Origin of the sequence: Kribbella capetownensis (assembly GCF_004331485.1) — a bacterium.
Lineage (GTDB): Bacteria > Actinomycetota > Actinomycetes > Propionibacteriales > Kribbellaceae > Kribbella > Kribbella capetownensis.
Window position 1 is genome coordinate 52,211 of the sequence record NZ_SJKD01000018.1, and the last position, 20,160, is coordinate 72,370.

The 20,160-nt window shown below is 68.4% G+C and carries 21 protein-coding genes; 12 read left to right on the top strand and 9 right to left on the bottom strand.

Annotated features, from left to right (window positions below):
• The first annotated feature begins 79 nt into the window (after nt 1-79).
• Nucleotides 80-904: a chitosanase gene (locus E0H75_RS41960; protein WP_131519309.1), complete on the top strand. Its 825-nt coding sequence runs from the start codon at nt 80-82 to the stop codon at nt 902-904.
• A gap of 45 nt (nt 905-949) precedes the next feature.
• Here E0H75_RS41960 and E0H75_RS41965 read toward each other — a convergent pair whose 3' ends face one another.
• Nucleotides 950-1,549 (bottom strand): TetR/AcrR family transcriptional regulator, encoded by a 600-nt coding sequence (locus E0H75_RS41965; RefSeq protein WP_131519310.1) that lies wholly within the window; start codon nt 1,547-1,549, stop codon nt 950-952.
• Between the two features lie 73 nt (nt 1,550-1,622).
• Between E0H75_RS41965 and E0H75_RS41970 the strand changes: the two genes are divergently transcribed.
• Entirely contained in the window at nt 1,623-2,975 is a 1,353-nt protein-coding gene (locus E0H75_RS41970; protein ID WP_131519311.1) for a DHA2 family efflux MFS transporter permease subunit, read from the top strand.
• On the opposite strand, the gene E0H75_RS41975 is transcribed toward E0H75_RS41970, so the two are convergent.
• Nucleotides 2,972-3,445, bottom strand: a complete 474-nt coding sequence (locus tag E0H75_RS41975) for a MarR family winged helix-turn-helix transcriptional regulator (protein WP_202873449.1) — start codon at nt 3,443-3,445, stop codon at nt 2,972-2,974. The genes E0H75_RS41970 and E0H75_RS41975 overlap by 4 nt on opposite strands.
• A 92-nt stretch (nt 3,446-3,537) precedes the next feature.
• Between E0H75_RS41975 and E0H75_RS41980 the strand changes: the two genes are divergently transcribed.
• The 3 genes from E0H75_RS41980 (at nt 3,538) to E0H75_RS41990 (ending at nt 8,599) form a co-directional block, all read left to right on the top strand.
• Nucleotides 3,538-4,428 (top strand): alpha/beta hydrolase, encoded by an 891-nt coding sequence (locus E0H75_RS41980; protein ID WP_131519313.1) that lies wholly within the window; start codon nt 3,538-3,540, stop codon nt 4,426-4,428.
• Between the two features lie 9 nt (nt 4,429-4,437).
• Nucleotides 4,438-7,257 (top strand): DEAD/DEAH box helicase, encoded by a 2,820-nt coding sequence (locus E0H75_RS41985; RefSeq protein WP_131519314.1) that lies wholly within the window; start codon nt 4,438-4,440, stop codon nt 7,255-7,257.
• 73 nt (nt 7,258-7,330) lie between these two features.
• Nucleotides 7,331-8,599, top strand: a complete 1,269-nt coding sequence (locus E0H75_RS41990; protein WP_202873450.1) for a serine hydrolase domain-containing protein — start codon at nt 7,331-7,333, stop codon at nt 8,597-8,599.
• Here E0H75_RS41990 and E0H75_RS41995 read toward each other — a convergent pair.
• Entirely contained in the window at nt 8,596-9,060 is a 465-nt protein-coding gene (locus E0H75_RS41995) for a MarR family winged helix-turn-helix transcriptional regulator (protein WP_131519315.1), read from the bottom strand. The two genes, E0H75_RS41990 and E0H75_RS41995, sit on opposite strands and share 4 nt — an antisense overlap.
• A 64-nt stretch (nt 9,061-9,124) precedes the next feature.
• Between E0H75_RS41995 and E0H75_RS42000 the strand changes: the two genes are divergently transcribed.
• Nucleotides 9,125-9,496 (top strand): cupin domain-containing protein, encoded by a 372-nt coding sequence (locus E0H75_RS42000; RefSeq protein ID WP_131519316.1) that lies wholly within the window; start codon nt 9,125-9,127, stop codon nt 9,494-9,496.
• A gap of 1 nt (nt 9,497) precedes the next feature.
• On the opposite strand, the gene E0H75_RS42005 is transcribed toward E0H75_RS42000, so the two are convergent.
• Entirely contained in the window at nt 9,498-10,799 is a 1,302-nt protein-coding gene (locus E0H75_RS42005; RefSeq protein ID WP_131519317.1) for a glycoside hydrolase domain-containing protein, read from the bottom strand.
• Nucleotides 10,800-10,841: 42 nt separating this feature from the next.
• Nucleotides 10,842-11,351 carry a helix-turn-helix domain-containing protein gene (locus E0H75_RS42010; RefSeq protein ID WP_131519318.1) on the bottom strand — a complete coding sequence of 170 codons (510 nt, stop codon included), beginning with the start codon at nt 11,349-11,351 and terminating at the stop codon, nt 10,842-10,844.
• A gap of 84 nt (nt 11,352-11,435) precedes the next feature.
• Between E0H75_RS42010 and E0H75_RS42015 the strand changes: the two genes are divergently transcribed.
• The 3 genes from E0H75_RS42015 to E0H75_RS42025 are packed head-to-tail and all read left to right on the top strand — an operon-like array spanning nt 11,436 to nt 13,417.
• Nucleotides 11,436-11,831 (top strand): nuclear transport factor 2 family protein, encoded by a 396-nt coding sequence (locus tag E0H75_RS42015; RefSeq protein WP_131519319.1) that lies wholly within the window; start codon nt 11,436-11,438, stop codon nt 11,829-11,831.
• A 37-nt stretch (nt 11,832-11,868) separates the two neighbouring features.
• Complete coding sequence (locus tag E0H75_RS42020; protein ID WP_131519320.1) at nt 11,869-12,342, top strand: GyrI-like domain-containing protein; 474 nt, start codon at nt 11,869-11,871, stop codon at nt 12,340-12,342.
• Between the two features lie 19 nt (nt 12,343-12,361).
• Complete coding sequence (locus tag E0H75_RS42025) at nt 12,362-13,417, top strand: ArsR/SmtB family transcription factor (RefSeq protein ID WP_131519321.1); 1,056 nt, start codon at nt 12,362-12,364, stop codon at nt 13,415-13,417.
• Here E0H75_RS42025 and E0H75_RS42030 read toward each other — a convergent pair.
• Nucleotides 13,407-13,613, bottom strand: coding sequence for a 2'-5' RNA ligase family protein (locus E0H75_RS42030; RefSeq protein ID WP_131519322.1), 207 nt, complete (start codon nt 13,611-13,613; stop codon nt 13,407-13,409). The two genes, E0H75_RS42025 and E0H75_RS42030, sit on opposite strands and share 11 nt — an antisense overlap.
• A gap of 132 nt (nt 13,614-13,745) precedes the next feature.
• Here E0H75_RS42030 and E0H75_RS42035 point away from each other — a divergent pair, with 132 nt between their 5' ends.
• Both E0H75_RS42035 and rox read left to right on the top strand, forming a co-directional pair.
• Entirely contained in the window at nt 13,746-14,993 is a 1,248-nt protein-coding gene (locus E0H75_RS42035; protein ID WP_131519323.1) for an MFS transporter, read from the top strand.
• Between the two features lie 92 nt (nt 14,994-15,085).
• Nucleotides 15,086-16,564: a rifampin monooxygenase gene (gene rox, locus E0H75_RS42040; RefSeq protein WP_238163593.1), complete on the top strand. Its 1,479-nt coding sequence runs from the start codon at nt 15,086-15,088 to the stop codon at nt 16,562-16,564.
• A gap of 19 nt (nt 16,565-16,583) precedes the next feature.
• On the opposite strand, the gene E0H75_RS42045 is transcribed toward rox, so the two are convergent.
• Nucleotides 16,584-17,696: an FAD-dependent oxidoreductase gene (locus E0H75_RS42045; RefSeq protein ID WP_131519324.1), complete on the bottom strand. Its 1,113-nt coding sequence runs from the start codon at nt 17,694-17,696 to the stop codon at nt 16,584-16,586.
• Between E0H75_RS42045 and E0H75_RS42050 the strand changes: the two genes are divergently transcribed.
• Nucleotides 17,695-18,588, top strand: a complete 894-nt coding sequence (locus E0H75_RS42050) for a LysR family transcriptional regulator (RefSeq protein ID WP_131519325.1) — start codon at nt 17,695-17,697, stop codon at nt 18,586-18,588. The genes E0H75_RS42045 and E0H75_RS42050 overlap by 2 nt on opposite strands.
• On the opposite strand, the gene E0H75_RS42055 is transcribed toward E0H75_RS42050, so the two are convergent.
• Together E0H75_RS42055 and E0H75_RS42060 are read right to left on the bottom strand one after the other, a co-directional pair.
• Complete coding sequence (locus tag E0H75_RS42055; RefSeq protein ID WP_131519326.1) at nt 18,585-19,328, bottom strand: SDR family NAD(P)-dependent oxidoreductase; 744 nt, start codon at nt 19,326-19,328, stop codon at nt 18,585-18,587. The genes E0H75_RS42050 and E0H75_RS42055 overlap by 4 nt on opposite strands.
• Nucleotides 19,325-20,104: a VOC family protein gene (locus E0H75_RS42060; protein ID WP_131519327.1), complete on the bottom strand. Its 780-nt coding sequence runs from the start codon at nt 20,102-20,104 to the stop codon at nt 19,325-19,327. The genes E0H75_RS42055 and E0H75_RS42060 overlap by 4 nt, the downstream gene beginning before the upstream one ends.
• Between the last annotated feature and the right edge of the window lie 56 nt (nt 20,105-20,160).

The following is a 20,160-nucleotide window of genomic DNA, read 5'->3' on the forward strand; positions in this document are numbered from 1 at the left end:
GTGAGGTGTTCTCAGTTCTGCCTCCGGTCTGATAGGAAAGCTTCCTAACAGTAATCCTCGGACGCCCCTCGGAGGAACCATGCAGACCCGCCCCACGCGCAGGACCGCGCTGCTGCTCGGACTGACCCTCGCGGCCGCCCCGGCGACCGCCCTCGTCTCCCGCTACGCCTCGCCCGCCGACGCCGCGGTCCAGGCCACCGGCCTCGACGATCCGGCGAAGAAGGAGATCGCGATGCAGATCGTCTGCAGCGCGGAGAACTCCTCGCTGGACTGGAAGGCGCAGTACAAGTACATCGAGGACATCGACGACGGCCGCGGCTACACCGCGGGCATCATCGGGTTCTGCTCGGGCACCGGCGACATGCTCGAACTCGTCGAGCTGTACGCCGACCGCAAGCCCGGCAACGTGCTGCAGAAGTACCTGCCCGCCCTGCGTGACGTCGACGGCAGCGACTCGCACGACGGCCTGGACCCGAACTACACCAGTGACTGGAAGACCGCGGCCAAGGACGCCGCGTTCCAGCAGTGCCAGAACGACGAGCGTGACCGGGTCTACTTCAACCCGTCGGTGTCACGAGGGAAGTCGGACGGCCTGCGCACCCTCGGCCAGTTCTGCTACTACGACGCGATCGTCATGCACGGTCCCGGTAACGGCGGCACCAGCTTCGGCGGCATCCGCAACCGCGCGCTGCAGAAGGCCATGCCGCCGGCGCAGGGTGGCAACGAGACGACGTACCTGAACGCCTTCCTCGACGCCCGCGTCTGGGCGATGAAGCAGGAGGAGGCGCACAGCGACACCAGCCGTGTCGACACCGCCCAGCGGGTCTGGCTCCGCGACGGGAACCTCGACCTGAACACGCCGCTCGACTGGAAAGTGTACGGCGACCCGTACCACATCGGCTGAGGCCCGACCGCCGCCCGACCGCCCTGCCCGGCGGTCGGGCGGCGGTCATCTGCCGTAGGCAGCCAGGAAGATCCGTACTCCGCTGCGCACCAGGTGATCGATCTCGTCCTGATCAAGGGGGACTGCGCCGTACCAGCTCCGGTTCTGGACGGGTCCGGTGACGAGCACGCCGAGGAACTCGGCCGCTTCGACCGGATCCGGTACGTCGAGCAGGCCGCGCCGGTGCAGTGCCTCGAGCCGGTCGGCCAGGGCGGTCCTGGTCGGCCGGTCCGCCAGTAACCGGGGGAAGTGGGCCGCCTCGGCGATCATCAGCCGCAGGATCTCGGTCCGCTCGGCCGACTTCGCCACCTCGGTCGCGAACACCCGCCCGAAGCGGAAGAGCGCATCCTCGAGGTCGGTGACGTCGTCGATGGTCTCCTGCAGCAGTGCCTCGAAGCCCTGCTCGTGGCCCGCGCGCGTCTCCGCGATCGCCGCCAGGAACAGCCGCTCCTTGTCGCCGTAGTAGTCGTAGATCGTGCGCTTGGAGACACCGGCCTCGGCCGCGATGGCGTCGACGCCGGCGCGGGCGTAGCCCTCGGCGAGGAAGACCTTCAACGCCGCGCGCACGATCGCGGCCCGTTTGGCCGGCGACCCTTCCCTGACCACCGCGGGTGCTCCTCCCGATCGACTACACCGTGCAGTGTAGCGCTACTACACTGCACGGTGTAGTGTGCTGGGAATGACCGAAGTCGCCCTGGATCGATCGATTCTGAAACTCGGCGGCGTGGTGATGGTCGGAGCCCTCACCCCGCTGCTCGACATGACGATGGTGACCGTCGCGCTGTCCCGGATCGCGGCCGGTTTCGGCGCGTCCGTGGTCACCGTTCAATGGGTCAGCGCCGCGTACCTGCTGTCGATCGCGATCACGATTCCGACGACCGGCCGGCTGGTGGAGCGGTTCGGTTCCCGGACGATGTGGCTGACCGCCCTGGCGGTCTTCTGTGCCGGCTCGGCGCTGTGTGCCACGGCCTGGTCGGCGGGCAGCCTGATCGCGTTCCGCGTCCTGCAAGGGCTCGGTGGCGGCATGATCGTCCCGCTCACGATGATGATCCTCGCCAAGGCCGCCGGTCCCGACCGCCGTGGCCGGGTGATGAGCCTGGTCGCGATTCCCGCCCAACTCGCGCCGATCGCCGGTCCACTGCTCGGTGGCCTGGTGGTGGACACGATCGGCTGGCAGTGGATCTTCCTCATCAACCTGCCGATCGGACTGACCGCGATCGCACTCGCCTGGAGAACCGTCCCGTCCGACGCCGTACGTCGCTCAGCCGGGCTCGACCTGGTCGGGCTGGCGCTCGTCTCACCGGCGATCGCACTCCTCGTCCTGTCCCTGAGCGGTACGGCGACGTGGCCGTCGGCGATCGGTGGTCTGCTGCTGCTCGCGGCGTTCGCGGTGCATGCGCTGCGAACGACGATCCCTCTGCTTGACCTGCGACTGTTCCGTCACCGTCCGGTGACAGTGGCGACGGTGCTGAACTTCCTGTCCCGCTTCTCGGTGTTCGGCGCGATGCTCCTGATGCCGCTGTATCTCCAGCAGGTTCGTGGTCACAGTGCACTGGAGGCCGGTCTGCTGCTCGCGCCGCAGAGTCTGGGCACGGTGCTTGCCCTGCCGTACGTCGGCAGGTTGACCGACCGCGTAGGCGCCCGGCCCGTGGCTCTCGTCGGAGTCGGAATCACCGTCGTTGCGACGGTCGCCTTCACGCAGGTGACGGACACGAGTTCGTTCGTCGTCCTCGCGATCGCCTTGCTGGTCTGGGGGATGGGGATCGCCGCGGCCACCGTGCCGGTGTCGGTCGCGGCGTATCACGGCCTGGATCCCGCGGCCATCCCCGGTGCGACGAGCCTCATCACCACGGTGACGACCCTCGGCGCCTCGGCCGGGGCCGCCGTGGTGACTGCGATCCTGCAGTCGCGTCTCGGTCAGCACGCCGGCGATCCCGCCGCGGCGTTCGCGGACACGTTCTGGTGGGTGCTCGCCTTCACCGCGGTGACGTTGCTCCCGGCAACGATACTTCCGGCGCGAGATGCCGCCTAGAGCTCGGGCGCCGGCTTGGGCTCAGCGCCGTTGGTGCGCGGGTCGATCTCGGCGCGTTGGCGCAGCATCGAGAGCATCGCGGCGAGCTGTTCGAGGTTCTCGGCCGGCAGCACCGAGCCGAGCCAGGTGTTCAGCTCGGCCTCGACCGTAGGCGTCGCCGCGGCGAGGATCTCGGCGCCGGCAGGGGTGATCTCGACCAGGGAGGAGCGGCGGTCGCCCGGGTTCGCGATCCGGCGGCAGCGGCCGGCGGCCTCGATCCGGTCGACGGCCTTGCTGGTGGCGCCGACCGTGATGGCGATGTCGTGCGCCAGATCGAAGACGCGCGCGGTCCCGCGGGCCTGGATCACCCGCAGGAACTCGAACTGGCCGAGCGGAAGGTCGTGCTCCGCCTTCAGTCGGGCATCGAGCACGTTGTAGAGCCGCGTCTCCAACCGGACCAGGTCCGTGAAAAGCTGTGTGAGATCAGTCACAGCCAACGCTCTGATTCATGGGAATTAGGTTCCTTGGAATGTAGTTATCAGGAACTGTATTCCTTGGAATCTATCACCAGTGGAGACTGACCATGAGCCAGGAACAACGCGCTGCGGCGCGGTCCATGATGAGCAAGGGCGAGCTCGGCCGGACGGCCGACGCCGAGCGCGCGGCCTACGACGCGCTGTTCGCCGAGCGCCCGCTCGGTGACGACGTCACCCTCACGCCGCGATCGATCGCAGGCGTGCCCGCTCTGGACGTCCAGGTGGCAGGGGCGGACGGCGACGGGCTGATCCTCTACCTGCACGGCGGCGGGTACGTCGTCGGCTCCGCGCGGACCGGAGCGAACCTCGCGGCCCCGCTCGCCCGGCGCACCGGCGTACCGGCGGTGTCGCTGGACTACCGGCGCGCGCCGGAAGATCCGTTCCCGGCGGCGGTCGAGGACGCGCTGGCGGCGTACAAGGAGCTGCTGGCGGGTGGTCGGCCGATCGCGCTCGCGGGAGAGTCCGCCGGCGGTGGGCTGGTGCTCGCGACGATTCTGGCGGCTCGCCGGGAGGGACTGCCGCTGCCGGCGGCTGCCGTCGTGTTCTCGCCCCTGGTCGACCTCACGTTGTCCGGCGAGAGCATGGACACGCGGGGTGACTTCGACCCGCTGTTCAGTCGCGACCACATCGCGGAGTACGCCGCTCACTACCTTGCCGGACACGATGCTCGCGACGAGCTGGGCAGCCCGTTGTTCGCGGACCTGACCGGCCTGCCGCCGCTGTTGATCCAGGTCGGCTCGGCCGAAGTCGTGCTCGACGACGCCCTCAGGCTGGCCACCCGGGCCGCTCGGTACGACGTGGACGTCAGCCTGGACGTCGTGGCCGGCGCTCCGCACGTCTTCCAGTACATGGTCGGCGTCATGGACGAGGCCGACGAGGCCCTCGACCGCGCCGCCGCCTTCCTGGGCCTGCGACTTCCTGTAGGTGCTGTCGCATAGCCTGTTGGCATGAGCACCCCGTCCGAGAAGTACGCCGTCTTCCGCTCGGACCAGGAGCATCCTTCGGTGAAGGAGTTCAGGGCGCTCTACGACTTCGCGCTGGACGAGTTCCAGTTGCGGGCCTGTGCCGCCCTCGAGGACGGTCACCAGGTGCTGGTGGCCGCCCCCACCGGCTCCGGGAAGACGCTGGTCGGAGAGTTCGCCGTCCACCTGGCCCTGCAGCGCGGGCAGAAGTGCTTCTACACCACCCCGATCAAGGCGCTGAGCAACCAGAAGTACGCCGACCTTGTCAGCCGCTACGGCTCCGACAAGGTCGGCCTGCTCACCGGCGACAACTCGATCAACTCCGAGGCGCCGATCGTCGTGATGACGACCGAGGTCCTGCGCAACATGCTGTACGCCGCCTCGACCACCCTGCTCGGACTGTCGTACGTGGTGATGGACGAGGTGCACTACCTGGCCGACCGGGCTCGGGGCGCGGTGTGGGAAGAGGTGCTGATCCACCTGCCGGACTCGGTCTCGGTGGTGTCGTTGTCCGCCACCGTGAGCAACGCGGAGGAGTTCGGCGACTGGCTGGAGACCGTCCGCGGCAACACCGTCGTCGTGCTGGAGGAGAAGCGGCCGGTGCCGCTGTTCCAGCACGTGATGGTGGGCAAGCGGCTGCACGACCTGTTCGCCGGTGAGGCACCGACCGCGCGCGTCGGTGCGCCCAAGCCGGCGAAGTCCGGCAACCCTGCGAAAGCCAACCAGGTCGACATCAAGGACCTGGTCAACCCGCAGTTGGTCCGGATCGCGCGGGACGACAACCGGATCTTTCGTGACGACTCGCGCAAACCCCGTCGGCGCCGGGATCTCCCGAAGGGCAGGCCGACTCGGACGCACTTCACGCCGTACCGGTCGGATGTGGTCGAGGAACTGGACGCGGGCGCATTGCTGCCGGCGATCTACTTCATCTTCTCCCGCAAGGGCTGCGAGGACGCGATGCTGCAGTGCCTGCGGTCCGGCCTGCGGCTGACCAAGCCGAGCGAACGGGACGAGATCAAGCGGGTGCTGGCCGAGCGGACCGCGGACCTGCCGGACGAGGACCTCGGCGTGCTCGGGTACCACGACTTCTCCGAGGCGCTGAGCCGCGGCATCGCGGCGCACCACGCGGGCATGCTGGCGGCGTTCAAGGAGGTCGTCGAGGAGCTGTTCGCGCGCGGCCTGATCAAGGTCGTGTTCGCCACCGAGACGCTTGCCCTGGGCATCAACATGCCGGCGCGCACCGTCGTACTGGAGAAGTTGAGCAAGTGGAACGGCGAGGCGCACGTCGACATCACGCCGGGGGAGTACACGCAGCTCACCGGTCGCGCCGGCCGTCGTGGCATCGACGTCGAGGGTCATGCGGTCGTCCTGTGGCAGCCCGGGTTCGATCCGCGCGCGGTCGCCGGTCTGGCCTCGACCCGTACGTATCCGCTCCGTTCGTCGTTCTCCCCGTCGTACAACATGGCGGTGAACCTGGTCCGCCAGGTCGGGCGGACGCGGGCACGCGACATGCTCGAGCTGTCGTTCGCGCAGTTCCAGTCCGACCAGGCTGTCGTCGGTCTGGCTCGCCAGGTCCAGCGCAACACCGAGGCGCTGGAGGGGTACAAGGAGTCGATCGACTGCCACCTCGGCGACTTCCTCGAGTACGCCGACCTGCGCCGGCGGATCGGTGAGCGTGAGGCCTCCGGATCCAAGCGGCGCAAGCTGGACCGCCGGGTCGAGGCGCAGGAGTCGATCGAGAAGCTGCGGATCGGCGACATCATCCGGATCCCGGCCGGCCGGAGTGCGGGCTGGGCGCTGGTGCTCGACCCGGGCATGCGATCCGAGCGCGAAGGCCCGCGGCCGACCGTGCTGACGCTGGACCGGCAGGTCCGCAAGCTGTCCATGATCGACTTCCCGACCCCGGTCGAGGCGATCGGCAGCCTGCGGATCCCGAAGAAGTTCAACCCGCGCAACCCGCAGCAGCGGCGCGAGCTGGCGCAGGTACTGCGCACCCGCTCCGACATGCTCGGAGAGGACGGCCCGCCGTCGCGCGCCCGCGGCCGGGATGTGGTCAGTCACGCCGACGATCCGGAGCTGCAGGAGATGCGGGCGCAGTTGCGCGCACATCCGTGCCACGGGTGCTCGGACCGGGAGGACCACGCCCGCTGGGCCGAGCGGTACTTCCGGCTCGACCGGGAGAACCGTGACGTCCAGCGCAAGATCGAGCAGCGGACGAACACCATCGCCCGCCAGTTCGACCGGGTCTGCCAGGTGCTGGACGCGTTGCACTACCTGGACGGCGACAAGACCACCGAGGCCGGTGACCGGCTGGCCCGGATCTACACCGAGCTCGACCTGGTCGCCGCTGAGTGCCTTCGGCAAGGAGTGTTCGACGACCTGACCGTCCCGGAGCTGGCCGCGTGTCTGGCCGCACTCGTGTACGAGGCGCGGTCGAAGGACGAGCCGACCTCGCCACGGTTGCCGCGCGGCGACGTACGGCTCGCACTGGAGCGGATGGGGTCGATCTGGCGGGACCTGTCCGCGCTGGAGCGGGACATGCGGGTCGACTTCCTGCGGTCGATGGACCTCGGGTTCTGCTGGCCGGCGTTCCGGTGGGCGTCCGGTGCCTCGCTGGCCGAGGTGCTGTACGAGTCCGACCTGGCCGCGGGCGACTTCGTTCGTTGGGTGAAGCAACTGATCGACCTGACCGAGCAGGTCGCGGACGCGGCCGGCCCGACGCCGTTGCGCAGTACGGCGCGGGCCGTCGTCGACGAGATCCGCCGCGGCGTCATCTCGTACGCCTCCATGGTCGACGAGTCCTAGAGAAGAACCTTTGCGGTGAAAGACTCCTCAGGCCCTACACACCTGCCTTGAACACCCGAAGGAGAACACGTTCGTGGAGTTGACGCGCCGGAATCTCGGCAAGCTTGCGCTCGCAACCGGTGCGGTCGCCGCCGTCGGCACCGGAGCCGGGACGGCCCTGAGTCGTTCGGCCGATGCCGCCGCGACCTGGAAGACCACCGGCACCGCGGTGTCGGCGCTGGCCGGCTTCGACAACCAGATGAAGACCTTCATGCAGGCCCGCGGCGTGACCGGCGGTCAGCTTGCGGTGACGTACAAGGGCCGCCTGGTCCTTGCCCGCGGCTACAGCACGTCGACCGCGCTGACCGTCCAGCCCACCTCACTGTTCCGGATCGCCAGTCTGTCGAAGTCGATCACGGCGGCCGCGATCCTGAGACTGGTCCAGGACGGCAAGCTGAGCCTGTCCACGCCGGTCACCAAGATCCTCGACATCACCCCGCCGGCCGGTCAGACCCGGGACGCGCGCTGGTCGTCGATGACGCTGTGGCGGCTGCTGCAGCACACCGGCGGCTTCGACCGCGACGTCTCCGGTGATCCGGAGTTCAAGGACGCGGTGATCTCCAAGGCGCTCGGCGTACCGATGGAGCTCGACCACGCCGACGTGATCAAGTACATGGCCGGGCAGAAGGTCGACTTCGCCCCGGGCAGCAGGTACGCGTACTCGAACTTCGGCTATCTGCTGGCCGGCCGGGTGGTCGAGAAGGTCAGCGGCATGAAGTACGCCGACTACGTGCAACAGAAGCTGCTGACCCCGTTGAAGATCAAGCGGATGGCGCTCGGCTGGAGCATCGCCAAGCACACCGGTGAGGTGCCGTACGAGTCGCAGTACACCGGTAAGACTGTGTTGAACACCTCCGGTACGACGGTGCCGTCGCCGTACGGCACCTTCAGCATGGGCATCCACGACGCCAACGGCGGCTGGATCGCATCGGCTCCCGACCTGGTCCGGTGGGCGAAGATGTTCGACGCGTCGTCGAGCGTGCTGAACAGCACCTCGCTCGGCCATGTCTGGGCCAAGCCCGAGATCGGCATCAAGGACGGCTGGTACTACGGTCTCGGCTGGCAGGTGCGTCCGACTACCAGCGGAGGCACCGGCCGCAACACGTGGCACACCGGCAGTCTGCCGGGCACAACCAGCATCGTGGTCCGGACCTACAACGGGCTGAGCTGGGCTGCGGTCTTCAACCGTCGCGACGACCCGAGCGGCAAGTCGTACGACGACATCGACGCGGCCCTGTGGACCGCAGCCAACGGCGTCAAGACCTGGCCCACGACCGACATGTTCCCCCAGTACTTCGTCTAGAACATCAGTGCTCTGAAGTGCGGCGCACTGACCTGGGCCTCGCCGGCCATCTCGGTCAGTACGCCGCGCACTGTGTCGATGGCGTCGTCGCCGAATCTGCGGCGGAGCTTGCGTTCGTAGGACTGGTGGAACTTCCGGGCCGCCTGCAGCGCGGCCTCGCCTCGGTCGGTGAGGTGCAGCAGGCGGGCCCGCGCGTCGGACGGGTCCGTGCGGCGCTCGATGTAACCACGCCGCTCCATGTCGTCGGCAATCTGGCTGGCGCCCTGCTTGGTGATCTCCAGCCGCGCCGCCAGCCCGCTGATCGTCGTCAGCCCGGCGCCGAGCGTGCGCAGGACGAAACCGTCCGACCGGCCCTGGTCGTCGAACCCTTGCTCAGCCGTCGCTGCCCGCAGTGCGCCGACGAACTCCTGGTCCGCCAGCACCAGCAGAATCCCGAAATCAGGCTTGCCCGAACGCGTCATGAGCGCCATGATAGTCAAGCCGACTTGGTCAAGTTGGCTTGACTATCTGTGATTGGGGGAAGCGATGCAGGTCATTCGTGCCGCCGAGGCGCCGCGGTTCCGGTTGCCCGGGGTCGAGTTCGCCGGACTGGCCGCGCCGAGCCGTGGGTCGGCCGGTCTGTGCACGTGGAAGCTGACGGTCGATCCCGGAGTGCGCGGCGATGCGCCGCACACCATCGACCGCGACGAGGTGTTCATGGTGCTCAGCGGCACTGTCCAGGTCACCCCGGACGGCGAGAAGCTCGCGGCCGGCGACGCGGTCGTCGTACCGGCCGGCGAGCCGATCTCGCTGACCAACCTCGGCGAGGACATCGCCGAGTTGCACGTCGCCATCACCGCCGGCTTCACCGGCACGATGGCCGACGGTACGACGATCCAGCCGCCGTGGGCACAGTGAGTCAGCACCGCCGCAGCGGTGTCGAGTAGGTGGTGTTGCTCGTCGTGGCGACGTAGTAGTCGGTGACGTAGGAGCCGTCGCTCAGCCGGTTCCACACCGACGTCGTACCGACCTTGGAGCCGGGGCGCTGGCAGGTGATCCACGCCAGCGACCCGATCGGCAGCAGGCCTGGGTACGTGGTGTACGACGTTCCCGGGCCGTGCCGGCGGCTCAGGTTGTCGACGGTCGTCTGGAACGGGTTGCTGCAGCCGGGAATCGGTGCGCTGTAGCCGGGCTTGGTCGGTGTCCTGGCGTAGTAGTCGGTGATGTAGGTCCCGTCGATCAGCTTGTCCCAGACCGTGGTGACGCCGATCTTCGGACCGAACGTCTGGCAGACGATCCGCACGCCCGAGTTCAGGGGGATCGTCCCCCTGATTGGATAGGAGGTCCCTGGGCCGCTGTAGGTGTGGATGGTCGTACGGACCGTGTAGGAGTACCAGACCGAGGCGACCGGTGCGTCGAAGCTGTCGTTGTCGATGTTGAGGGTGACACCGCCGTACGTCTCGGTGTGATCGCCCCGGTACTGCTTGGCTCGCTGCCCGATCAGCCAGTAGCGGTTGGAGATCAGCGGCCAGCCGGTCAGTGACGAGCTGCCGTCCCAGCGGGCGATCCAGACGGCGTCCGGCCGCGCGTACGCCGTCGAGTTGTAGACCTCGGCCAGGTGTCGGGCACCGGAGTCCTGGTGTGCGTAGACGCCGGAGAGGAAGCCACGGCGGTGCAGTTCCTTCGTCCACGACGACAGGAACCGCAGCACTGTGGCCCGGCAGGTCGCATCGGCGGTGTTGTAGTGCTCCATGTCGGCGTAGATCGCGCTGCCCGCCAGTAGCCCGATCGCTCTGGCCTTGGTCACTGCGTCTCCCGCCAGGAGAGTTCCCTGTGCGGCCGCGGACGCCGGGGTGATCTTCACCGCGTTCGGGCGGAACGTGCAGGGGGCCTGGTAGCCGAGGTAGATCGGGATGAGGCGCCAGCCGATCCGGGTCACACTGCCGACCCAGCTTTGGGTGAGCTGCGGCTGTGCACAGCTCCGGTTCACCCCGCCGACGTAGATCCCGATCGCCTTGTACGGCGATCCTTTCCAGGCGGTCATCTGCGCGACGGTCGGCGCCGTACAGGTGTCGAATGCGAGTCCGGTGTACCGGGTGGCCGTCGTACCGGCGCCATAGGTGAGCGGCGTCGTGGGCTCGGCCATGGCCGGCGCTGACGGGCCTAGTAGTAGTAGTACGGCAACCGCCGCGGCGGCCACCTTGAATCTGATCCGCTTCATTAGCGGCACCCCCCAGTCTCAGTAGACGGCTGCGGGGTCGGCCTAGGCAAGACCTCTGAAGATGATCGCCAGCGTCCGCTCTTGGAGGTCTGTCGACCACGTGCTGTGCTGTGCGGCCTGTGTGGTTGCTGTCAGCAAAGCCATCACCTCGTCCGCCCGGACAGCCGCCCGTACGTCGCCCGCGTCCTTCGCCTGCTCGAGCAGCCGTGCGATCTCGTCGGTCAGCCCGCGCAAAGCGTCGCCGATGTCGAGTTCCGGGCCGGCGAGCGCGGCGACGACGGTCCGGGTCCGCACCGCTTCGTCGACGACCGCGGTCAGGAACTCGAACAGGGTGGACTCGGCCGCGAGTTCCGTCAGTCGCTGGAGCGACTCCTTCATGATCGCGACCAGCAACGCGTCCTTGGTCGGGAAGTGGCGGAACACCGTGCCGACCGCGACGCCGGCCCGGATCGCGACCTGCTCGGTGGTCGCCTTCGGCCCGTGCTCGGCGAACGCCTCGGTCGCGGCGGCCAGGATCGCCATCCGGTTCCTCCGCGCATCGGCCCGCGCCATCCAACCTCCACGACTAGAAACCTGAGTGCACACTCACTATAGTCGACCTAATCTGAGTGATGACTCACCTTCTGGAGGATGCTCATGTCGGAACTTCGCGCGGTGATCGAGCGGATGGGCCAAGGGTGGTTGGGCGATCCGGGCGCCATGGACGACCTGCTGGCCGACGACGTGGTGATGGAGGTGCCGTTCGCGCCAGGCGGGCCGATGCAGTGGGACGGGCGGGAGGAGTGGCTCGCGTTCGCGGGACCGGCGCGGGCCGGGTTCCCGGTGCGGTTCGACCGGTTCACGACGCTGGCCTTGCACGAGACGCTCGATCCGGAGGTCGCGGTGATCGAGTATGAGCTGGCCGGGGAGACCACCGCCACCGGGGAACGGGGTGCCGCTCGGTTCATCGGCGTACTGCGGGTGCGGGACGGGAAGATTGCCGGGTGGCGCGAGTACCAGAACACCGCCGCGATCCAGCAGGCGTTAGGTTGACTCTGACATCGCGTTGCCGAGCCGGGAGGACTGTGGAATGCCGGACATCGTGGAGTTGGGGGAGCGGCCGTACGTCGCGCTGCGGGGCAAGGTCGCCATGAACGAGATCAGTGCGTTCGCGGACCGGATGCGCGAGGTGATCGACTGGCTCGCCGCCCGGGAGATCGCGCCGAACGACGCACCGTTCTTCAAGTACGACGTGGTGGATATGGAAGCCGGCCTGGGCCTGGAGATCGGGTTCCCGGTCGACGATCTGCACAGCGGTGAGGGCGAGATCGTCACCGGCGTACTCCCGGCCGGGCGCTACGCCAGCACGACGTACCACGGCCACCCGGACGGTCTGGTCGACGCCACCCGCGACCTGCTGGCCTGGGCGGACGAGAAGGGCCTCGAGTGGGACGCCGACGGCGATCGGTGGACCGCGCGGCTCGAGATTTACAAGTCCGACCCGCGCGAGGTCCCGAACATGGCGGACTGGGACACCGAGCTGCAGTTCAAGCTGAAGGACTAGTTCCTTGGTGAGCTGCTAGGTGCCCACCGTTCTCGCCGGCCTGAGCCGTCTCGACCCTGAGCGGATCCGCCACGTCGCCTCACCCCTGATCGAGCTCGGCTGCGCCCTCCACGTGCTGGCCGAGCCCGCCCACCACGACCGCGTCGAGTGGGCGGCCGCCGTACGACTGCCCGACGTACTGCGGTCTGAGTTGGCGCAGTGGGCGTGGACCGTGCGGGCGGTCCGGGCGCGGTTCTTCGCGACGTGCAGTGCGACCGGGATGCCGTCGTGGCAGGACGAGCTGGCGGCACTGCGGGCTCGCGCGCCGGAAGAGCTCGCGGCTGACTTGGTGCGGCCGTTGCGGGGCCGTCCGCTGAGCAGTCGGACCACCGACACGGACGCCGTACGCCACTGGGCGCGCAGCCGGGGTCGTGCGGTCGCTGAGTTGGTTGACTCGTTGTTAAGTGATCCGGAGGAGCCTGTACGGCGTTTCCTCGACCTGCTGGATGCTTGTTGGGCGGAGTGGTTCGCTGCGGTGTGGGAGGAGTCGCGGGAGGCGCTGGCGGCCCGTGGGCGGCAGGACCGGGACCTCGCGGTGCGGGACGGCGTACTGGCGATGGTGCGGTCCTTGGATGGTTCGGTGTTGGTGCGCGACGCGGACAGCGCGGTGGTGCAGAAGGTGCAGAGCAAGCGGATCGATCTGTCGGAGCGGTCGCTGTTGCTTGTCCCTAGCAACTACATCGCACCGCATCTGTTCCTGGGGGAGATCCCTGGGGAGCCGCTGACGGTCATCTATCCGGTGGCTGGGGCTGGGGCCGCCGTGCCCACAGCCCAACAGATGCTCGGTCGCCTGGAAGCACTCGCCGCCCCCGACCGCCTCCAGGTCTGCCGAGCCGTCGCCAGCGAACCACGCACGGCCGGCGAGATCGCTGCGTTGTGGGGCCTCCACCCGACCCAGGTGACCCGCCACCTCCGAGCCCTCACCCGAGTCGGCCTGGTCACCGCCGAACGCCAGGGCCGCTTCGTCGCCTACCGCCTGAACGAAGCCACCCTCAACCACCTGGGCACAGACCTCCTCAACCTCATCATGCGGTGAGGGCGTTTGAGCCGCACATGAGTTGGACGTCGGTGATCAGCATGGAGATCGGGACGTGCTCACGTACCTCGCGTTCCACAGCTCTCATCTCGGCTGGTGTGCCGTCTCTTGCCACGGTCAGGTGGGGCATCAGGTCCTCGAACTCGCCGCCGTACGGCGGGAAGTCGGGGAACGACCGGAACACGGCCAAGGTCAACGCCCGGACGGCTCCGCAGGATCCGGCGCCTGATTCGACGGACCGCCGCACAGGAATGCTTCGGTGGCTGATGCATTGACGGGATCTGTCAATCCAACGACCGGATGGCGTGGGGGATAGTTGGGTGAGGGGGTGACAGCTTCTCTTCCGCCTGCCGTACGTCGGTTGATCGGCGCGACCCTCGTCAACACGTTCGGGAACGGCGTGTACGCCGCCGTCGGCGCGCTCTACCTCACGCGGGCAGCCGGCCTGTCCGTCGGGCATGTCGGCATCGGCCTCACCATCGCCGGTCTGGTCGGACTCGTGGCCAGTACGCCGCTCGGTGTCGTCGCGGACCGTCTCGGACCGAACCGTGCGTACGTCGGCTTCCTCCTCCTGCAAGCGATCACCATGGGTGCGCTGACGCAGGTCCGCTCATTCCTCCCGTACGTCGTTGTCGCTGGGATCACCGCGATCGCCGACTCCGGTCAACGTGGCGCGAAGGGAGCGTTGATCGCGGGACTGTCTCCGGCCGACCAGCGGGTGCGGACGCGGGCGATCCTTCGCGTGACGACCAACATCGGCATGGGCGTCGGCATGGCCGTCGCCGGCGTCGTGCTCGCGGTTGACCGGCGCGAGGTGTACGTCGCCGCACTGCTGGCCAACGCGGCGACGTACGTGATCACCGCGGCTCTGGTCGGCTTCGGCATGCCAAGGGTCGAGAAGGTGCCGCCGGCAACCGGTCCGTCCGGACTGACCGCGTTGAAGGATCGTCCGTTCCTCGCCTTCGTCGCGCTGGACGGCGTACTGAGCATGCACAACGCGATGGCGCAGATCGCGATCCCGCTCTGGGTGGCGACCGCGACCGATGCGCCGCGCTGGCTGATCTCCGTCCTGCTGGTGATCAACTCGGTTGCCGTGATCCTGCTCCAGCTCCGCGTTGCCCGAGGCACCGAACACCTCCCCGGCGCCGCACGCGCCGGCCGTCGAGCCGGCGTACTCCTGGCCGGAGCGAGCGTCGTCCTCGCCCTCACCGACGTCACCTCGGGCGCCGTCACCGTCGGCCTCCTGATCCTCGCAGCCCTCGTCCACGTCCTCGGCGAGATGCTGCAGTCCGCCGGCGGCTGGGGCATCAGCTTCGAGCTCGCCCCGCCCGGCGCCCAAGGCCAATACCAAGGCGCCTACGCCATGGGCCACCAGGTCGGCGACCTCATCGCCCCCTTCATCCTCACCACCATCGCCGTCACCTGGGGCTGGCCCGGCTGGTTGCTAACAGCCACCATCTTCCTCCTCGCCGGCACCCTCCTCCCAGTAGCTGTCCGCAAACACCCCCACTGGCCCACCCCCACCAAGCCCCTCGACCAAATCCACCTACCCGCCACCACCCCAGCAACACGCTGACTGGTGCCGGGAAAGGGTTGGACGGGGTGGTGAGTGGGGTTGTAGTTTGCGGTGGACTGTGACGCGGCTGGAGGAGGTGAGACCCATGAACGGTGTATCGAGGTGGGTGCTCCGCCTTTCCGCAGGACGCCGCTGAGCCGTCGTTCATGTTCGACGTGATCATTGCCGGGTGTGGGCCGGCTGGCGCGATGCTGGCCGCCGAACTGCGGCTGCACGACATGCGGGTACTCGTTCTGGAGAAGGACACCGAGCCTGTGTCGTTCGTCCGCATCGTCGGTTTGCATATTCGCAGTCTCGAGCTGATGGCCATGCGCGGGCTGCTGGAGCGCCTGCTCGAACACGGAAGACGGCGTCCGGCCGGCGGATTCTTCGCCGCCATCAACAAACCTGCGCCCGAGGGCCTGGATTCCGCGCACGCCTATCTGCTCGGCATCCCGCAGCCGGTCGTCGTTCGTGTGCTCGAAGAACATGCGATCGCACTGGGTGCCGAGGTACGGCGTGGTGGTGCGCTGGTCGGTTTCGAGCAGGATGACGAGGGTGTGACCGTCGAGCTGGCCGGCGGGGAACAGCTGCGTTCGCGCTATCTCGTTGGTTGTGACGGCGCGCGCAGTACGGTGCGGAAGCTGCTCGGCGTCGGCTTCCCCGGCGAGCCCTCGCGCAACGAGACGCTGATGGGCGAGATGGAAGTGGGTGTGCCGCCGGAGGAGATCGCCGCCAAGGTGAGCGAAGTCCGCGAGACCGATCTGCGATTCATGTTCGGGCCTGCAGGGGTTGGGGTCTATCGCGTCGTCATCCCCGTCGCGGGAGTCAGCGAGGATCGCGCGGAACCCACGCTCGAGGACTTCCAGCAACAGTTGCGCGTGATCGCCGGAACCGATTTCGGCGTGCACTCCCCGCGGTGGCTGTCCCGTTTCGGAGATGCGACCCGGCTGGCCGAGCGTTATCGGGTCGGGCGGGTACTCCTGGCCGGCGATGCGGCGCACATCCATCCACCCACCGGCGGACAGGGCCTCAACCTGGGCATTCAGGACGCCTTCAACCTCGGCTGGAAACTGGCCGCACAGGTCCGCGGCTGGGCGCCGGACACATTGCTGGACACCTACCAGGCCGAACGTCATCCGGTCGCCGAGGACGTGCTGGACAACACCCGCGCCCAGATGGAACTGCTGTCCACCGAACCAGGCCCGCAGGCCGTGCGCAGGCTGCTCACCGAACTGATGGACTTCGACGAAGTGAACCGCTATCTGATCGAGAAGATCACCGCGATCGGCATCCGCTACGACTTCGGCGAAGGCCCCGACCTGCTCGGCCGCCGCCTACGCGACCTCGAACTGAACCAAGGCCACCTCTACGACCTGCTGCATCGCGGCCGCGGCCTGCTGCTGGACCGCACCGAACGCCTGACCGTCGGCGGCTGGTCAGACCGCGTCGACTACCTCGCGGCTCCCACCGCGGCCCTGGATGTCCCCTGCCTCCTCCTACGCCCCGACGGCCACGTCGCCTGGATCGGCAACAACCAACAGGACCTCAACCACCACCTGACCCACTGGTTCGGCAACCCCACCAACTGACCCCGCCCGAGGGAGTCCTTCAGGCGGCGGCTGGGTTTAGGAGGGTGCGGAGGGTGCGGGCTGCGGTGAAGCCGGCTCGGTTGGCGCCGATGGTGCTGGCTGAGGGGCCGTAGCCGACCAGGTGGACTCGGGGTTCGACGACTGTTTGGGTGCCGTCCATGCGGATTCCGCCGGAGGGCTCGCGGAGGTGGAGCGGGGCGAGGTGAGCCAGGTCCGCGCGGAAGCCGGTGGCCCACAGGATCGCGTCGACCTGCAACCGTCGTCCGTCGGTCCATTCGACGCCGGTGGGGGTGATGCGGGTGAACATGGGGAGGCGGGTGTAGACGCCGCGCTCGAAGGCGGCCTGCTCCTGGGGGCGGAGGTGGAGGCCGGTGACGCTGACGACGCTTCGTGGCGGGAGGCCGGCGCGGACGCGTTCCTCGACCTTGGCCACGACCTTGCGGCCGTACTCCGGGTTGAAGTCCTCGCCAGTCCGCCACTCCGGCGGGCGTCGGGTGACCCAGGTGGTGGAAGCGACCTCAGAGAGCTCGGCAAGCAACTGCACCGCCGACGCCCCACCGCCAACAACCAGCACATGCTGCCCCTCGAACTCGGCCGCCCCGCGGTAGTCCGCCGTATGCAGCTGCCGCCCGCGAAAACTCTCGATCCCCGGATACCAGGGAATGAACGGCCGATTCCACGTCCCCGTCGCGTTCACCACAGCGTCCGCACGATACGTGTCACCAGACGTCCGCACCTCGAACAGCCCGTCGACCTTCCGCACGCTCTCGACGCTGACAGGCCGTACGACGGGCAACCCGAACCGCTTCTCATAGTCCGCGAAATACCCCGGCACGAACTCGTTCGCCCGCGCATCGGATGCACTCGGTGGCACCGGCACCCCGGGCAGGTTCGCGATCCCGTGGACGTCGTGCATGGTCAACGAGTCCCACCGGTGCTGCCACGCGCCACCCGGCGCCGGATTCCGGTCGAGTACGACGACCTCGTCGTACGGTGTGAATCCCATCCGGACCAGATGGTAGGCAGCCGACAGTCCCGCCTGCCCGGCGCCGATCACCACCACCTCGACCTCTTGCACACCACGTCCAACGTCCCGGCCGGTCGGCGTCTTCCCCGCTAGCGTTTGTGGCATGGATCTCACCGCCGCGTACGGCTTCCGGATGGACTGGATCGTGAGCTTCGTCGCGGTCGCCCGCCACGGCGGCTTCTCCGCAGCCGGCAAGGCCGTGTTCCGCGGGCAGTCCCGGATCAGTGAGCACGTCGCCGACCTGGAGCGCGCCCTCGGCGTCCAGCTCTTCGACCGCACCGCCCACCCGGCACGCCTCACCCCGGAGGGACGCGCGCTGGTACCGCACGCCGAAGAGATCCTCCGCCGCCTGAACGACCTGACGTCCGCCGGGGGAGAGGTCCGGTTCGGCACCTACCCGAGCGCTGCGGCCTGGTTGTTCCCGCAGGTCGCGCAGCGCCTCCCCGCGGAGGTTCGGCTGCATCTGGTCGAGGGGCCGAGCATCGAGCTCGAGGGCGCGCTCGGCCGGGGCGAGGTGGATCTGGCGATCCGCCCGGTGCATCCGCTGGTCGCCTCGGAGTCGCTGGATCACGAGGTCCTCTGGACGGAGCCGCTGGTCGCGGTGTTCCAGCAAGGCCATCCGTTGGCGTCGGCGGAGTCGGTCGGACTGGACGAGTTGGCGGACCTGCCACTGATCTCCATCGGGGAGACCTCCGGTGGACGCCAGTTCGAGTCGCACCTGGCCTTCGCGTCGGCCGGGCTCAATCCGGAGAGTGTCTACCGCACCAACCAACCGCAGACACTGCTCTCGCTGGTCCGCCACGGCTTGGGCACGGGGGTCACCAACGCGCTCGCCGTCACCACCGCGAACCTCACCGGCGTACGCCTGGTCCCGATCAGGGACGCGGGAGTCGAACGGCAAGTAGCGATCTTCGTCCATCGCGATCGCCCCCGGACGCCCGCCCTGGACCAGGTCATCGCGGCAGCCCACGCCGTGCAACCGCCGACCTGGCCCTAGGACAGCGTTGCGTCACACAGCTCGAGGCAGCGCGTGAGCAGAGCGTCCTGCAGGTCGACGTCGTACGCCTGGGGGTTGACCTCGATCGCCTGGCGGTCCTGGAAGAACGTGCCGGTGACGAGCGCTTCCGGATCGTCCGACCCCGCCAGCCAGGCGGGAGTATCGGCGCCCTGGGCAACGGTCAGCGGCGCCGCGTAACCGCTCATCTTCGTGCTCACCCAACCGGGATGGACCGCGTTCGACAGCACGTCCGGCCACCGCCGGGCCAGCGCGAAGGCGAGCGCGGTCATCGCCAGCTTGGAGTCCGCGTACGCCGCGTCCTGCGTCCACTCCTGCTCGTGCTGCAGATCGTCGAGGCGAATCCGGCCACGCGAGATCGAGTCCGAGCTGACGAACACGATCCGCCGCGGCCTCGGCAACAACGCTGTCAGCAGCAGCGGTGCCAGCGCATTGATCTGAAACGTCTGCTCCAGACCGTCCCCGGTCACAGGCCGGCTCTCGTCCTTGGAACCCCATCCTGCGTTGTGTACGACGACCTCCGGCGCCCCGAGCCGCAGTACGTCGGCCGCCATCTCACGCGTCGACTGCAACGACGACAGTTCACCGACCACGAACCCAGCACCCCCGGCGCGCTCCACACTTCGTGCGTGCCGGATCACGTGGTGCCCCTGCGAGTCGAGGACCCGGGCGATCTCCGCGCCGATCCCGTCGTTCGACCCGGTGACCAGAATGCGGCTCAACGTGAGCCTCCCATCGTGACAGGCACCCCATCGGGCGCGACCAGTTGTTGCCTACCCGGCGCATCGAGGACCAACCGGCGCGGTCCCAGAACAGCGGGACCGGCAGCCGACAGATCGTTCGGCACGATCGGTACGTCGAAGCTGAACACCTCGAGCACCGCCGGACCGGCCTGCAGATACGTCATCAGGAACCCCCGTGGATCCCCGTGATGCCTGATCTCGCCGATCACCTCGAACCCGAACCGGTCCCGCCAGAAGTCCAGCGCGGCCGGCAGGTCCGACACCGTCACCGCAACATGATCGAACCGTGGCTCCACACCGGCGACCTGTGCAGCCTCGGCTGCGGCGAGTACCGGCGACGAGATCCGTTGATAGCTCAGATTCCCCTGGATGAACTCCAAACGCGCACCATCGGGGTCGAGGAAGAACGCGATCCGTACGTCGCCGAGGACCTCGAGCGGCTGTGACAGCACGGTCACCCCGGCGTCCTCCAGCCGCTTGATCTGCCGGTCGACGCCGGCCACCTTCATCCCGAGGTGCCGGATCCCGCCCTGCAGATCGTCGTTCACCCAGCCGCCTTGGTTGCCGTCGGCCCCGACCTCGACCAGCTCCAGGACCACGGTGCCGTGGCTGAGGAACCGTCTGCGGTCGGCCGGTCGCGGAGCGTCCGGCAGTGGCCGGAAACCCAGCAGGGCTTGGTAGAAGTCGAGGGAACGGTCGAGATCGCGGCAGCCGATCTCGACCCGGCGCAGTCCGGGCAGCAGCGATGCGGGCATGGCAGGGAGAGTACCGTGACCGCTCACAGAATGGCAGCCCCGAAGTCTTGACAGCC